Source organism: Streptomyces sp. NPDC032472 (assembly GCF_040636955.1).
GTDB lineage: Bacteria > Actinomycetota > Actinomycetes > Streptomycetales > Streptomycetaceae > Streptomyces.
The window spans coordinates 58,917-73,599 of record NZ_JBEZVK010000038.1 but is presented as its reverse complement, the minus strand read 5'-3'; the positions used below and the strand labels follow the sequence as shown (position 1 = coordinate 73,599).

Here is a 14,683-nt window from a genome sequence, read left to right as displayed (position 1 = left end):
CTACGAACGCAAGGCAGAACACTTCCTCGCGTTCGTCGGCATAGCCGCAGCCCTCATCTGCCACCGCCGCCTCACCAAATGAAACGACCTCTAAGGCGGCCATGTCGCTGTCGGATGCCGCGGCAAGTTCCTGATCGACTTCAGCCGCCGTGACGGCGCCCAGGCGCTGCGCGGGCGTGGGCGTGGTGGCCGGGGCGAAGCGCTGTCGGCGCAGGGCCTCGGCCTTCTTGGCCTCCTCGCGCAGGCGGCGGGCCCGCGCGGTGCGGGTGCGGCGCAGTTCGTCGAGCTGTTCCGGTGTGGCGGCGTTGGCGAGGTGGGCGGTGCCCAGGTGGCGGCCGGTGGGGTCGCAGACCTCGATCTCGTGGTCGTGGTGGGGCATGTGCCGGATCCGGACGTGGCGGCCTGCCTGGCCAGCCATCCACGCACCCAGGTAGTCCCGCCCGCGCCAGCGCACCCCGTGACTGCTCAGCTTCCGCACCCGGCCGTCGTCCTCCAGCATCAACCCCCACAAGCCGGCCTCGGGAATGTCCGAGAGCGCCGTGGGATCAGCCGACCAGGCCTCGAGGGGAGTCCGGCCGGCCAGGCCGGCGGGGCGGTGCTCGGTGTTCCACCACCGCGCCCAGTCCAGGACCTCGGCGGTGAACTCCGCGAAGGTCAGGGGCGGGGGCTTATCGGGGTCAGGCTTCTTCTTGGCGCGTCGGGGCTTGGGGGTGAGGGTGTAGCCAGGCATGACGGCAAAGAGCATGCGGTCGACACACCGGTTGAGGTTCTCCACCGTCCCCTTCAGATGGGGACTGTAGGCAGGCAGATCCTCGAACTTGGCATCCAGGACACCGAACGCGCCCAGGACTGTCTTCGACAGGAAGTCCCCGCCGCGGTCGACGCCCACGTGCTCAGGGACACCGCCCGCCGGCCCGTACGGACCGGTACGCAGCAGGGGGGCGCGCAGGGCCGCCAGGATCGAGGCACGGGACGGATGGCCGGGGGTGACCGCCGTACCGGTGATGGCCTTCGTTGCGACATCGATGAACCACGTTACCCAGGGACGCACCAGCTCCCCGTCGGCATCAACCACAAGCGGCGCCTGGACGTGGTCGGCCTCCCAGGTGTGATTCCGCCACAAACGCGGCCGGCGCCCGAACACATCGTGCGCCCGGGCCGCCTCCGGGCCCCGGGCCAGGCCCGCGCGTTCGCCCGCGGTCAGGTCACGACGCACCGCGCGCAGGAACGTCGACAACGACGGCACCGGATCCAGCAAGGGAACCGCCTCCATTGGCACCCCACCCGGCACCGCGGTGGCCGCCTCCCCGGCAGCGACCCGGGCGCGGACGACCAGCTGCCGGTGGACTGCGGACGCGTTGCCCCGCCAGTACGCCAGCAGCACCCGCACCTCGGCATCGACCTCGAACCGGTCCACCGACCTGGCACCAGGGCCGGTTGCCGTGCTGGGATCAGCTTCGGCCTGCGCGAGCCACCGCCACACCGTCCGCTCCGACACCCCAGCGAACTCCGCCGCAGCCCTCACATGCAGCCGCGACACCGCCCCGGCCTCGTCCACCGCGAGCAGACGCCGAACCACCCCACCACGACCCACACTCGTACCCGCGACGAGCGGCGAATCCCCAGCAGGTACACCACGCCCCAACCCAGCAGCCATGAACGCCAGCACAACCCAGGCCCGGCGCCCCAGACACAGGAACTCTCAATCCCATGACAGCCACCCATACCCCGTGCTACCAGCAAACGGCAGCTGCTTGGTCACCCCATGACAGCCATCACAGAACCAGGAACCACGCTGTTACCAGGCCAGACATCCATCACACCCGAATGACACCCAAACCCCGCCACCACACCCCCCACTCACACTACGATCGGGCGCACCTACGTGGACGCGGCTCACGGGGCGGGACCAAGTCCGGCAAGGCGCGGGCCGCTAGATCAACCGCCCTGGCCTCGGCGATTTCTGCAGCTTTCTCCGCCGCCTCCGGATCCACCTTCAGCTGCCCAGCCTTCCTCTCCCTGAGCGAAGTCAGCGCCCGGCGCTGCTCCGGCGTCGCCGCCTGGGCCAGGTGGGCGGGCGGTTTCATGCCGACGTCCCCGGCCATCCAGTCACCCACGCCGCCAGCTGTCCTCCGCTGCCGGCCCTCGTCCTCGAGGGTGAGGAACGCCCTCGCAGGTCCTCGTCCGCCTTCTCGACCGGAGTCGCATCCGCCTCCCATGCCTGCGCGGGCGTCACGACAAGTCGGGTGCGCTCTGTTGGGCGGGTTCCTCGGATGTCCGGTGAGCTGGACCTTCGGTCGGGGCGGTGGCGCGTAGTGCTGCTTCGACTCGGCGGTTGTTGGTCATGGTTGCCGTGACGGCTGTCATCGTCAGGAGGAGGCCTGCGGCGGCGTAGAGAGGGGTGCGGATGTCGTAGGCGGTGGCCAGCCAGCCGCCGAGGAAGGCCCCGAAGGGGGCGGCGCACATGGCCAGCATGCGGGAGGTGGAGGCGACCCGGCCCATGAGGGGGGCGGGGACGATTGCTTGGCGGAGGGAGGGGCCCAGGACCATCGTGGCACCCATGCCTGCCCCGCAGACGGCCAGGGCCACGGCGGCGACGTACGGGTTCGGGGCGGCGGCCAGGCCCAGGACGGCGAGTCCTTCGACGGCGGCTGTGCAGGTCAGTGCGGTGCCGGTGCCGAGTCGTCGGCCGAGGTGGGAGGCGATGCCTGCACCGAGCAGGCCGCCGGTGGCCTCCGCCGTGAGGAGCAGGCCGAAGCCGTAGGTGTCGATGCCGAGGCGGTCGTGTGCGAAGAGGGCGAGGACGGTCTCCACGGTGAGGAAGGCGATGTTCCCGACCGCCGGGCGGAGCGCGAGCCCGAGCAGCAACCGGTCCAGGAAGACGTACGAGGCACCGGCCCGCGCCTGCCGCAGCAGCGACTCACCGGCCTGCGGTACGGGTCGGGGTGCGGCGGGAAGCGACCGTACGAGCAGTGCGGAGAGCAGGAACGACACTGCGTCGGCGAGCAGGGGAAACGCCCGGCCGAGCGCGAGCAGCGCACTGCCCGCAGGCGGTCCCGCGAAGCCGGACATGGCGGTCTGGGCTCCGCGCAGGCGGGAGTTGGCTCGCTCCAGGAGTGCGGGGTCGCGGCCGAGCATGTCGGGCAGGTAGGCCGTGGCGGCCGTGTCGAAGAAGAGTCCGCCGAGGCCGAGGAGGAAGGCGACGGCCGCGAGCAGCGGAATGCTCAGCACGTCGAGCACGGCCGCTGCCGCCGCTGTCGTGAGCAGCACCGCACGCGCTGCGTCCGTGAGCCACATCGTGCGCCGACGGTCCCAGCGGTCCACCAGCGCGCCGCCGAGCACCCCGAAGAGCAGCCACGGCAGCGTCCCCGCGGCCGTGACGACGGCGAGCGCCATCGGATCCCGCGTCAACGTCAACGCGAGCAGCGGCAGGGCGGCATGCATGACCCCGTCACCGAGCGAGGAGACCGTCTGGGCGGTCCACAGCCGTCCGAACCCGGTCGGCAGCTTCCTTGCCGCTTGGTTCACTTGGAGTCCTCTTCCGCTTGCCGGCGCGGCGCCGGGTGGAAGAGGGCGAAGACGAGTGACGCGTCCGGCAGCGACGGGTCGGACAGCTCCCGGTACTCGTCCGCCAGTGCCTGCATCCGCGCCCCCAGCTGTGCGAACTGCTCGTCGGTGAGCCGCAGATGCGCCATCCGGACGTGCCGCTCGCCATCCACCGGCGATGCCTCCAGATCCGCCACTGCATGCCGCATCAGCACATCCGGACCTCCCTCGCCCGGATCCGGCAGCGCGATCGACCGTGCGGCCATCGCGTAGTACCGCTCGGTGACACCCCGCACCTTCCGTGTTCGCACCACCTTCACCAGGCCTGCCCGTTCGAGCGTCCGTACGTGGTAGCTGGAACTGCCCTTCGCAAGGCCCACCCGCTCGGCGATCTGCGTAATCGTCGCGGGCTCGAAGCGGAGCACGGCCATGATCCGGTGGCGCGTGAGATTGGAGACGGCGCGCAGCTGCTCGTCCGTCGTGACGTGAAACGTCTCGGGAAGATCATCCGTAGGCATGCCAACAATGGTCAAGGAATCTTGACCATTGAGCAAGGGGGTTTCGCGCGGTCCTCCGCCGGCGGGGCTGTACCTACCCGTCAGGAGAAGGGGATGCTGTCCGGGCGGCAGATCGTGTCGGGGGGTGGAAGCGTTCCGTTGATGAAGTAGCGGCTCTCATACGCGCTGATGCAGCTGCTGCCGTTGTTGAACAGCGCGGTGTGCCCGTAGCCGTCGTTCGTGAGCAGGCGGGCGTCGGTCAGCTCGGCGGTCATGGCCTGGGCGCCCGTGTCGGGCGTGGACGGGTCGTACCGGGTCCCGATCACCAGGACGGGACGGGCGGTGGGTCTGTTCCACGGGCCGTCGCACCAGGCCGTAGTACGCGGCGGGTCGCACGGGTTGGGCTGTCGGAGCACCACACGGCCGCCGCCTGCTCGTCCCCCAGGCACGGACTGGGATGGGCAACCGGGAGCGGCGGCGGGGACACCGCGGGCTGGGGGACACGCCTCTGCGACAACTCCTGGAGCCCGCACGCGAGAGCCGTCCAGCCGGGATCGACGATACCTACGCGTTCCCCCAGAAGACCGCGAAGCACGCGGACGACGTGCATGACACGCCCGACGGAGCCTGAGCGCAGCAGTACGGCCGCCACGTGGCGAGGCGGTCACGCGCGGACGACATCGCGAGTACCGGGCCCAGCAGAGCGGGGCCGCCACCGGTTCGTGACGGCCCCGCTCCACGTACTCACAGCATCCAGCCAGCGGAATGCCCGCACCGTCCTGACATCGGGAATCGTCAATCTGCGCGTTGCTCCGCCGCGGTGTTCGTCATCGTCGGCGCAGCGCAATCGCGACCCCGAACGCAGTGGCCAGCGCCGAGGCGATCCCGCCCACGGCACCGATCGGGCCGGCCAACGACGGGTGGACCATGCACAGGTAGAGCGTGGCGCCGAGGACCATGACGACGACGATCCCCAGCACCAGGAGCAGCACCGGGTCCGTACCCGAGGGCTGCGGGACGGGCGGCTGCTGGGACTGGTTGGTGGTGGCGGACATGAGCGGTTGGTCCTCCTTGGGACGTGCCTGCGGACAGTCCGCAGATGGGGTGTGGGCATGGGGCGTCTGCGCCCCGTGCTGGGGCCGGACGGACAGCAGGGTGCGATGCAGCGGGGTTAGCTCCGCAAGGGCGGACGCGGGGCCGGTGTCCGTGGCCACCGGCCCAAGCCGGGGCCGGTTCACTGAGTGGCGGCTACGGCCTTCTTGGCCTTGCGCGGCTGCACGGCGGCGGTGCGCTTGTACTGGTAGGTCTTGGTGAAGCCGGCCGGGGCCAGCGGCGCCTTGATGTACTTCTCGCGTCGTTCGACGAGGTCGAGGGCGAGGAGCTTGTTCAGCCCGCGCTCGTGGGTGTCGGCAGACCAGCCGTACCACTCGGGGGCCTTCTCCAGGGGGAAGGGCGACCAGTTCTTCTCGCGGGCGACGACCAGGAACATGGCCAGACCGGGCAGGTCCAGTTGCTCGTCACGGCCGGTCGTCCAGAACGTGGCCGGGATCTGCAAGAAGCGGTCCTCCTCGGTGCCGCCCTTGGGGCGTTCGTACGGCGCCCCGCTGCCGTCCTCGCGCAGGAGGGTGACTGTGATCATGGTCCCGCTTCGGCGGCAGTCGATCAGCTTGCGGTCACGCAGCCGGATCAGGGCCCGCCAGGCGCCGGTTCGGGCGGACTGGTCGTTGGCCGTCTTCACGATGTCCAACATCCGCGCCCACACCATGCTGTCGTGCGTGGTCGACCAGCCGTTGTCCCCGTTGCTGCACGCAGCCACGATGAGCAAGTACGCCTTCAAGCCTCGCAAGTCCCTCCCGGTGACGAACTCCCTCAGGGGGCCGTGGCGGCTGTCGCCCCCGGCGTTCGCCTGCACGAACGTCTTGCGCAGCGGGACGTTCATGCGGATCGAGCGCTTGAGCACAGCCGTACGGGTGTCCCGTCCGGTCGCCTTCGCTTCCTGCATGTTCGGTTCGGCATCGGGTGTCGTCTTCATGCCCCAAACGCTAGCTATCTGAGGCCGTGTTACTCAAACGATTCAGCCGCCGTAGGGCCGCCGACACAGCCCCTGATCACGGATGCCCCAGCGGGAGATGTGAGGGACCAATTGATAGCTCAAGTGACAGTTCCCGGTGAGAGTCCCAGGTGAAAGTTCAACTGGGATAACCAACTGGTAGGAGTTGAACACGCCCCAGCGCCGCGTTCCGCATGCCCGGCCGCGACCGCCCCTGCACGGCAGCGAACCCACCCCACCACCTCGCTCCCGGTTCTCGTCGGGGCGCCCGGACCGCTCCCCGGACCCACGCCGCACCCGACAACAAGAGGCCACAGAAGGCCCGCTGAGCCCCTTTCAGGCATGCGCCAACAAAGGGGGGACGGGGTGGTGCGCGGAGGCGCACAGCGCGCCACGCAGCGGCCATAGCGGGCGCCCGCCGGACGTCGAAAGGCTCAGCAGTGCGGGCCGCCACCCGGCGAGGGGTGGCGGCCCGCACTGCTGCGCCGACTCAGACGGTGGGCGAGGCCGTGTAGTCGTAGCGTCCGTAGCCGCGGCCGTCGCCGTGCCAGTCCAGGAAACAGGGTGGAGTCGGCCAGGGCTCTGGGGCCGGCCCGGTGGCTGATCGTCGGGGTTCGGTAGTGGCCGTTGTAGTTGCCGCCCGACGTGCTGTCCTCCAACCGGTCCTCGATCGCGGTGAAGTCGCGTTCGATCACCATGGGGTCGGTGCGTCGCGGGACTGCTTGATCTGCAACCGCAGCCTGGCCCCATCGACGTCACCCCGTCGCCCTCACCGGCCTTCTCGGCCCCCTCCGCAGCATCTTCGGAATCTGACCCCGCAAGACCCCCACCCCGCCCCCCACCCTGGCGGCGCAGGAAGCACCGCCCGCGTCCGGGCGCGGAAGTCTGTGCCGTCATCGGACCCGTCCCGAGGTCCTGGCCGGGGCCGCCTGCTGCCGGTGCGCGGGAACGGCCAGCTCGCCGCCCCGGCTGCCTTCGGTGAAGTGGGCGCAGGCCGAGTCAGATGCACGTCGGGACCGCCAGCGGGGCCGCAGCTTAAGACCACGCTGCGGATCATCGCCGTCTCGTTCTTCGCGCTGGCCGCGTACGTGAGCATCGACGCCGTCTGCGCGCTGGCCGGCACCGGCGAGGCCGACCGCTCGATCCCCGGCATCGTCATCGCGGCCCTGTCGCTGGCGGTCATGCCGTTCCTCTCCGCAGCCCAGCGCAAGGCCGGCCGCGAACTCGGCTCCGCCTCCGCAGTCGCCGACTCCAAGCAGACCCTGCTGTGCACCTACGTCCTCCTGGTCGGCCTGGTCCTCAACGCCACCCCCGGCTGGTCCTGGGCAGACCCGATCGCCGCGCTCACCATCGCCGCCATCGCCGTCAAGGAAGGCCGCGACGCCTGGCAGGGCAAGGGCTGCTGCGCGCCTCCCACCGCCGCGGTCCCCTCCGCCGACCCCGAGGCAGATGCGTGCGGTAGCTGCCCGCCCGGAGGCGACTGCTGCAACTAGACCGCCCGGGCCCCGGCCTGTACCGGGGCCCGGCCACCAACTTGCCCATCCGGCCGCATGCCTCCACCCATCGGCGTAGCCTCGGCGGTCACGACGAGAGGGGGCAGGATGCCCGAACAGCGGGGAGCTGATTGGGCCAGAGGCATTCTGGCGGTGGGATTGGCGCTTGTCGTCATTGGCGCCATCACCGGCTTCAGGCTCATCCTCATGGCCGTCGGAGGCTTGATCATTCTGTGCGTGGGTGTGGCCACCGCCGGGCAGAGGAAACCCGGTGAAAAGCCGGAGACGCTGCTACGCCCCGGCGACAAGGACCGGCCATGGCGACGCGGCTGATCGAGACGTCGCAAACAGCAGAGACGCAGAACTGTGCGGCGAACCCGGCAGGGCCGAACAAGCGCTGAGTGTTGCGGAGGAGGCCGAAGCCCTCACCGCGCGCCGGCGGCCACGTCCCGAGCCGCCCGCCCGGCTGACGCGACAGCGGACCGGGTGCGAGCCCGGGAGCTTGTCGGGCATGAGCGCACCGTAGGACGACGCGTAGGGTGCGGCCCTGCCGGCACACCAGCTCGCGGGCAGGCCCTGGCACTCGGCGGGCGGGCGTCAGGTCAGGTGTGCAGGTGGCCGTTGGCGCCGTCGCAGTCCTCGGTGCTCTCGTCGTTGAACCAGTAGTCGCCCGCCGCGAGGTAGCGGAAGGAGTGGGTCGTGTCGGCGGGCAGTGCGACCGTGACCGCCCTTTTGCCGTCGTTTCGCGGCTGGAGTGTGTGGACGCCGGGCTGCCAGTCGTTGAAGTCCCCCACCACGCTCACCGGCCCCGGCGGATCCTCCCGCGGCAGAACGAAGGCGACCTCGGTATCGTCTTTGCGCGGCCTGCGCTCCAGCATGAGTGGCCTCCATTCGACGAGGGGCACAACGGAAACCCCCATCGTCAGGTGGTCCGATACCGGCCGCGCCCTGGTGCAGCCGTAGGCGTGAGTGCGTCACCCGCACAGCACTCCCCCGCGCGCAGCGTGGGCCCCGGCATGTCAGGGTGGCAGGGCGACGAGAAGGTCCACACGCGCGGGACCCGGCCGGTCGAAGCGGCCCCGGCCGGGTCCCGCCACGGACCCGGGTAGCGCCACGGACACCCCACACGCCCTGGCCATCAGCAGTGGCCGCACCCAATCCGTTGCCGGTGGGCAACTCGCACGGCAGGTCTGGGGAGGCCACGGCCCAGTGCATGGGGCCGGGTCGAGGGGACCTGCCTCGCGCGCGACAATGCGGTCGCACCAGTCACATACCACTGTCGTGTGGGCCCCCGCAGCCTCAAGTACCTCGGTCGCGTCCTGGGCGGCTTCGAGCCAGCCGGGCTCCGTGACCGCTACCGGCGCACTGTCCATGAGAAGCTTGCTGTTCCAAAGGCTGAGGCCAGTGGCCGTCCGGATCGCACGGACCGCCTCCGTTTTCCTGTCGCCTGTCCCCGTCAGCAGGACACGAAACCCTGGCTCTTCCACGCACCCTCCCCGGTGGCCTCAAGCTGTCCGGCAAGTGAACCATCCCTGCATCTGCCCAACGCTCTGCCCTGCAGGGTCAGGTGGTCTCCTGGGGTGAAGCGGGCGCGCAGCCGCCGTACGTCTTGGATCTTGTTCATCAGTACCCGCCACGCGAACCCCGAAGGGTTGGCCATGGGCATCACACGCGGCCAGCGCGCGACCAGGGCCTCGAAAGTCGCGTTCACCGCGTCCTCGGCATCAGCCTGAGACCGCAGGCTCCGCTTCGCGAAACGCATGAACAGCGGCCCGTAGCGCCCGTGAAAGGCAAGGAACGCGATGTACTCCTGAATCGTCCAACCGGCCGGCATATCGGCACGGTCAGGAAGGCGGGGCGAGGAAGCCGGATCACCCTGCTCCTCGGTGCTGACATCGCTCACGCGGCCACCTCGGGCACCAACGAGTCCAGGCCGACCGCCGGCCGACGGCCTGAGGCCGCACCGGCGGAGCGTGCCCCACACAGCGCGCGGGCCGGAATCTGTCCCTGCCAGAGCGGATCTCGGCCGGATGCCCGGCCGAGCAGAGCGGCCGGGACCGCCCGCAGCGCAGCCATGAGCTGCACGTGCCCTCCCTAGAGAATCAAGCACCGTCCTGTGTTCCCTCCACGGCACTGGAAGCGGGTGCTTCCACAGATGAAAACGGAGCAGGAGGGGCATCTGTGGACTGCCAAAAAATAAGAAAATCGCTGCTCAAGTTCGTAAATCAATCCGGTCGTTGAGGCTCCTGTCACGAACGGCAACTGTTCAGGAAAAGGCGGATCTGTACGAACGGAACGGTCCCTCCTCCGGTCCGCCGCATACGCCGGTGGCGGGAGCGCCTCAGCCAAGCCGGACCAGGCTCAACGCTCGGCTCGGAGCAATGCGTAGGCAGCGGCGCCCCGGCCGCCCACGCCGCACCCGGTCGACGTGGGCTCCATCGTCGGAGCGCGACGTCGTAAGCTGGCCGCTTACCTCCGGCCCACGAGGTCCGTCGGGGAGCCGGAGGTGACTCTCGACCACTGCTGCTCGGTGGGCCGCGGTCACGTCGGACGCGTATGGCCCGGAGGGACGGGAGGATCTCCGTTCGCCTTGTGGACGAGTTCGGCGCCCGCCCCGGCCAGAAGGATCGGCGCAGACATGGCTCGCGGCGTCCGGCTACTGATGTAGAGCGCGGCTTGGTCACGTGAAGCCACCATGCCAACAAGACTACGGGCAGCGTGATGCAGGTCACATGCAACGAGTGGGTGGCTGCGGACACTACCCAGTGTGGACCAGCAACTGTTCGCGGAAATCTACGATGCACACGCCGGGGCGGTGTACGCGCATACCGTCCGCATGACGTCCGACCGTGTCGGGGCGGAGGACATCGTTTCTCTCACCTTCCTTGAGGCATGGAGGCTTCGCGACACGCTTGAGGGGGTCGTAAGCCACCGGGCGTGGCTTCTCGGGATTGCAACGAACGTCCTGCGCAATACACGAAGGGCCGCACGCCGGCATCAGGAGGCGGTGGCTCGCCTGCCACCGCCTGAGGCGATACCGGACGTGGCAGACACCGTCGTGTCCCGAATCACGGATTCTGCTCAGGCGGCAGCCACCCTTGCTGTGCTGGAGCGACTTCGCCGTAAGGACCGTGAGGTCCTGCTGCTGTGCGTTTGGTCCGGCCTCAGCCACGACGAGGTGGCGGAGGCGTGCGATGTGCCTGTGGGGACTGTGCGCTCTCGGTTATCCCGTGCCCGTGCCCGCCTGCGCAAGCTTGCGGCCGATCACCTTGCTGAGGTCTCAGCTGCCGGACGCCTGCCAGCATCTCGAACTGCACGGGAGGGGAACCTGTGAACGCCGACGAGACACGACCCGAGCCGTTCGAGTCCGTGGAGATGACGCGGCAGCTGCCTGGTCTTTCCGACGCAGACCTGCCGTTCCATGGGCATCAACGGATCAAGGAGCACCTGATGCGTGAAACTTCAAGAGGTATTGACACTGTCCGAGTGCGGTCCCGTCGTCCGATGGCGCTGTTCCTGGCAGCGGGCGTTGCCACATGCGCCGTAGCCCTGGCCCTCGCCATCGGGGTATCCGACTCGGGCGAGCCGCCTGCCGTCGCCAAGCCTGAGCCGGCTGCCGTGCAACTGCTGGATCGCGTGGCACTGGCGGCGCATGCGGCCCCGGCGCCCACGGTCCGGGACGGCCAGTTCCTGTATACGAAGACGGTCGGCCACTCCACCTCCCTGTCCGAGACCCAGGATGGGCAAATGGAAGCAGACCGTACGGACGAGTCCGCCGAACGATGGGTATCCGTCGACGGATCCGCCGGCACGGTCACACGCAACGCCAAAGGAACGACGACAGACCCGGCCCGAGGCAAGGACAAGGCCACAATCAACGGCCCCACCTACCGCTTTCTCGAGTCCCTCCCGACGGACCCCGACCGCCTTCTTGAAGTGATCTACGCCGATGCCAAGCTCAACCACGGACCCGGCTCCGGGTCGACCACCGGCCCCGATCAGCAGGCGTTCGTTGCAATCGGGGACCTGCTGCGGACCGTGGAGGCTCCGCCTGGGGTGAGCGCTGCTCTCTACCGTGCGGCCGCCCGCATCCCGGGTGTTGTCCTGGTTCCCGAGGCAACGGATGCCGTCGGCCGGACAGGTGTCGCCATTGCCCGTGTCCACAAGGGCGAGCGGACTGAGTGGATCTTCGACAAGGAGAGCATGCGTCTCCTCGGGGAACGCACTGTGCTTCTCAAGGACAGCGCCTGGGGGAAGGCTGGCACGCCAGTGACCTCCGTGGCCATCGTCGCCCGAGGGGTCGTGGACGAGGCAGGCTAGGCACCGACCCGGTAGCGGTCGCCTTCCAGACAAAGATTCGATCGGGTGACCGACTTGCCGTCGCCGCGCACCGTGAGGTGACTTTGGTCACTCATGCCCCAGTGGCCCTGTGGTTACTCTTCCGCGGGACTGCGGCCAGGCTGGTGCTGGCCGCACGTCCACACCTGAAGTGTGAGCCGCCACGAGGGTGGCCAAGGGAGGGGACTCATGCGTCACTTACGCATCGTCGGTGTCGCGGCTGCGGCCATTGCCGCACCGCTCATAGCAACGCCCGCAGCCAGCGCTGCAACCACACCACTGCCCGCAGCTCCGGTCTCCGGGACCTTGAGCCCGGCTGCAGAGCAGCAAATGCTGAGCGAGATCGCCACATCGAAGCCGGTCATCGCGACGTACAAGGGCAAGCAGATCAACCTCGCCCAGAACTGGGAGGGGGCGCGAGTCTGCGCTGAGGTCTCGGACGGCTCGGTCGAGTGCTTCGACAGCCAGGGCGAAGCGGACGCCGCTCTCGTCAACGAGAACGCCTCCGTTGCAAGGCGGGAGAGCGCGGTCAGGAAGGCGCTCGGGGGGACTGCCGCGCAGGCGCCGGCCAGCACGTCCGCCATCGGCGACTGCGGCTTCGGTTGGATCTGTGTGTGGGAGCACTCCGACTACAGCGGCCGTCGCCTGCAGTGGAACGCGAAGGGTACCAAGAACCTCAGCAACTGGGGCTTCCGGGACCAGGCCAGCTCCGGATGCGTGAACCGGTACCAGTACGGTGCGAGCCTGGTCGACTTCCGGGACTTCCAGCTGGATCCGGAAATGCTCATGGGGGCTGGTTCCTGCTACGACTTCACCAAGGCCTCGTATGTCTGGGGCGGAACGTGGAATGACAAGGCCGATGCCGTGATCGTCAACTAGCGGCGCCGAACAGAGGAAGGGACCCGCCAGCTGGCGGGTCCCTTCGTCGTCTCCGCCACCTCCCGGTGGACTTCAGGTGCCCTTTGAGTCGCCGCATGCGCCGTCGTCGCGAGTGGCCTGGACTGTCGTCCCCGGCCCCAGGGGCATCGGGATGCTGAAGGACCAGCACTTGCGGTGCGGTGAGCCTCCGCCAACTTGAAGTCGCAGGTCAAAGGGCTGGTGTGACCGGTTCTCGGGGCGCTCGTGCTGGTCACGGGCGACTGTCTGAGTAGTAGATCGTCCGTCAGCGCGGTCGGCGCCTGAGTCGAAAGGCGGTCGCCGGGATCATCTCGTGCAGGGGATCATGCGTAGGTGTCGCCGATCGAAGCCGCAACCGATGACCTGCAAGACCTCGCTGTTCTCTGGAGTATCGGCGAGGCCCATGCTCACGATGTCGTCGAGGCTGCCTGCGCGGCACTCGTTGCCGGACTGGACAGCCCGGCACTGCGCATTCTGGCCGGATACACACGTGCCGAGGCGGAGTACGACGTTCCCGACCTGCTTCCCGTCGTACTCGACGAGCTGGACATTGTGTTCTACCCGCGCGACAGCGAGGCCGGGCAGGACGCTGCCGTGCGGGCGCTCGCGCACCAGATGCTGGCGGGCCGGCTGACGCCGCGAGAGCTTGCTATGCGCATCCACCAGCGGTTCGGCCACCAGCTACCCCTGGCCGAGCGCCTTGCTGAGCTTGATGACGAGTACGACATCGTCGAGTACGGGAACAGGACGTTGGCCCAGTTGCCAACAGGTACGGGCCGCTGGACTTCGGTGAGTACGTGTGGATCCACGTGCCGTGCGTCCAGCAGGACCGCTTCGACTACGGCGAGTGGCTGCGAGCGACGCACCGGGAGGCACGGATCGAGGCGCGGGAGCTGTCCGTGGCCGAGCGGCCCGTGTTCCACCCCGAGCCCGGCGGCCTGTTGGCCTGGAGGTGCACGCGGGGCAGCGACGTACTGTTCTGGGACACCTCGGCCTCCGTCGACCCCGACAAGTGGACCGTGGTGGTGCAGCACTCGGGGGCGGTGCCGGGCAGTGGCCTGCTCCGGTGGCACCGGTACGACCTGACGCTCACCGACTATCTGCGGCACACCGTCCGTGACACCTGGGAGCTCCCTTCTCCTCCCGGCCCGCTGCTGGGCCCGCTGCCGGGCCCTGTCGCGCGTACCGCCTTCCTTCCCGACGCCGAGGTGTGGACCCCGCCGGCGCCGGTCCCGCCTCGGCTCACCGAGGCCGAGCGCCGAATCGCGCTCGAGAGCGGCACCGGGCTGGACGGGCTGCGGCTGCTATCGCCGCCACCCGAGCGGCCGTACCTCGGCGACGGCTCCTGGGAGGGACTGTTCGCCGAGCTGGGCACACGGCTGCCCGGGGAGTACGTGCGGCTGATGGACGAGTACGGCGCTGGCATCTGGAGCGGGTGGCTGCGTTTCCACACCCCGCTCCGGACCGGCGAGCGGCGTTTCCTCACGCACGTCGAGGACACAGCGGACGCCTACCGGCAGCTAAAGGACGGCAACGCGGGCTGGTACCCCCTGCCATCTGGCCCGAGCGCGGCGGCTTCCTCCCCTTCGCCAACTCCATCGACGGCGACTACCTCGGCTGGCTCACCGAGGGCGGGGATCCCGACACATGGCCGCTGATCGTCTGGCCCCGCCACGCGGACCAGGGACCGCCGCTCGAGGGCGGCCTGATCGACACCCTCCTCGACTGGCAGCGCGGCACGCTGGTCACGCATGGCTTCCCCGCCCTGGACGAGGAAGACGACCCTGTTGAGTTCGCGGACTTCCGGTCCTGGGACGACCGCGCCTACTGGTGAACCCTCCGCCGGAGATCGGCCGATGGGC

General features: G+C 69.3%; 14 protein-coding genes and 2 pseudogenes. 6 read left to right on the top strand and 10 right to left on the bottom strand.

Annotation, left to right across the window (positions count from 1 at the left end):
* Positions 1-382: 382 nt before the first annotated feature.
* The 6 genes and pseudogenes from AB0F11_RS24580 to AB0F11_RS24555 form a co-directional block, all read right to left on the bottom strand.
* A pseudogene (locus AB0F11_RS24580) lies at positions 383-499 on the bottom strand (Mu transposase C-terminal domain-containing protein); the annotation flags it as partial.
* A 1,733-nt stretch (positions 500-2,232) separates the two neighbouring features.
* On the bottom strand, positions 2,233-3,507 hold the full coding sequence (locus AB0F11_RS24575) for an MFS transporter (protein WP_362177573.1): 1,275 nt from the start codon (positions 3,505-3,507) through the stop codon (positions 2,233-2,235).
* Positions 3,508-3,524: 17 nt separating this feature from the next.
* Complete coding sequence (locus AB0F11_RS24570; protein ID WP_362177571.1) at positions 3,525-4,064, bottom strand: helix-turn-helix domain-containing protein; 540 nt, start codon at positions 4,062-4,064, stop codon at positions 3,525-3,527.
* An 80-nt stretch (positions 4,065-4,144) separates the two neighbouring features.
* The gene (locus AB0F11_RS24565; protein ID WP_362177566.1) at positions 4,145-4,462 is read right to left on the bottom strand and encodes an alpha/beta hydrolase; all 318 of its coding nucleotides are present in this window, start codon (positions 4,460-4,462) and stop codon (positions 4,145-4,147) included.
* Positions 4,463-4,870: 408 nt separating this feature from the next.
* Positions 4,871-5,098 (bottom strand): hypothetical protein, encoded by a 228-nt coding sequence (locus AB0F11_RS24560; RefSeq protein WP_362177563.1) that lies wholly within the window; start codon positions 5,096-5,098, stop codon positions 4,871-4,873.
* A 179-nt stretch (positions 5,099-5,277) separates the two neighbouring features.
* Positions 5,278-6,075 carry a hypothetical protein gene (locus tag AB0F11_RS24555; RefSeq protein WP_362177560.1) on the bottom strand — a complete coding sequence of 266 codons (798 nt, stop codon included), beginning with the start codon at positions 6,073-6,075 and terminating at the stop codon, positions 5,278-5,280.
* A gap of 1,055 nt (positions 6,076-7,130) precedes the next feature.
* On the opposite strand from AB0F11_RS24555, the pseudogene AB0F11_RS24550 reads away from it, so the two are divergent.
* Positions 7,131-7,586, top strand: a pseudogene (locus tag AB0F11_RS24550) (cation transporter); the annotation flags it as partial.
* A 108-nt stretch (positions 7,587-7,694) separates the two neighbouring features.
* Entirely contained in the window at positions 7,695-7,919 is a 225-nt protein-coding gene (locus AB0F11_RS24545) for a hypothetical protein (RefSeq protein ID WP_362177557.1), read from the top strand.
* A gap of 269 nt (positions 7,920-8,188) precedes the next feature.
* Here AB0F11_RS24545 and AB0F11_RS24540 read toward each other — a convergent pair whose 3' ends face one another.
* From AB0F11_RS24540 to AB0F11_RS24530, 3 genes are all read right to left on the bottom strand, one after another.
* Complete coding sequence (locus tag AB0F11_RS24540) at positions 8,189-8,464, bottom strand: hypothetical protein (protein WP_362177554.1); 276 nt, start codon at positions 8,462-8,464, stop codon at positions 8,189-8,191.
* A 141-nt stretch (positions 8,465-8,605) separates the two neighbouring features.
* On the bottom strand, positions 8,606-9,073 hold the full coding sequence (locus AB0F11_RS24535) for a ribosomal protein L7/L12 (protein WP_362177551.1): 468 nt from the start codon (positions 9,071-9,073) through the stop codon (positions 8,606-8,608).
* The gene (locus tag AB0F11_RS24530; protein ID WP_362177548.1) at positions 9,043-9,489 is read right to left on the bottom strand and encodes a sigma-70 family RNA polymerase sigma factor; all 447 of its coding nucleotides are present in this window, start codon (positions 9,487-9,489) and stop codon (positions 9,043-9,045) included. Before AB0F11_RS24530 ends, AB0F11_RS24535 begins: the two co-directional genes overlap by 31 nt.
* Positions 9,490-10,353: 864 nt before the next feature.
* Between AB0F11_RS24530 and AB0F11_RS24525 the strand changes: the two genes are divergently transcribed.
* From AB0F11_RS24525 to AB0F11_RS24515, 3 genes are all read left to right on the top strand, one after another.
* Complete coding sequence (locus AB0F11_RS24525) at positions 10,354-10,920, top strand: RNA polymerase sigma factor (protein WP_362177545.1); 567 nt, start codon at positions 10,354-10,356, stop codon at positions 10,918-10,920.
* The gene (locus AB0F11_RS24520) at positions 10,917-11,906 is read left to right on the top strand and encodes a CU044_5270 family protein (RefSeq protein WP_362177543.1); all 990 of its coding nucleotides are present in this window, start codon (positions 10,917-10,919) and stop codon (positions 11,904-11,906) included. The genes AB0F11_RS24525 and AB0F11_RS24520 overlap by 4 nt, the downstream gene beginning before the upstream one ends.
* 207 nt (positions 11,907-12,113) lie before the next feature.
* Positions 12,114-12,803, top strand: a complete 690-nt coding sequence (locus AB0F11_RS24515; protein ID WP_362177540.1) for a peptidase inhibitor family I36 protein — start codon at positions 12,114-12,116, stop codon at positions 12,801-12,803.
* Positions 12,804-13,127: 324 nt separating this feature from the next.
* On the opposite strand, the gene AB0F11_RS24510 is transcribed toward AB0F11_RS24515, so the two are convergent.
* Positions 13,128-13,499 carry a hypothetical protein gene (locus AB0F11_RS24510; RefSeq protein WP_362177537.1) on the bottom strand — a complete coding sequence of 124 codons (372 nt, stop codon included), beginning with the start codon at positions 13,497-13,499 and terminating at the stop codon, positions 13,128-13,130.
* Between the two features lie 119 nt (positions 13,500-13,618).
* On the opposite strand from AB0F11_RS24510, the gene AB0F11_RS24505 reads away from it, so the two are divergent.
* Complete coding sequence (locus AB0F11_RS24505) at positions 13,619-14,479, top strand: hypothetical protein (RefSeq protein ID WP_362177534.1); 861 nt, start codon at positions 13,619-13,621, stop codon at positions 14,477-14,479.
* Positions 14,480-14,683 lie beyond the last annotated feature (204 nt).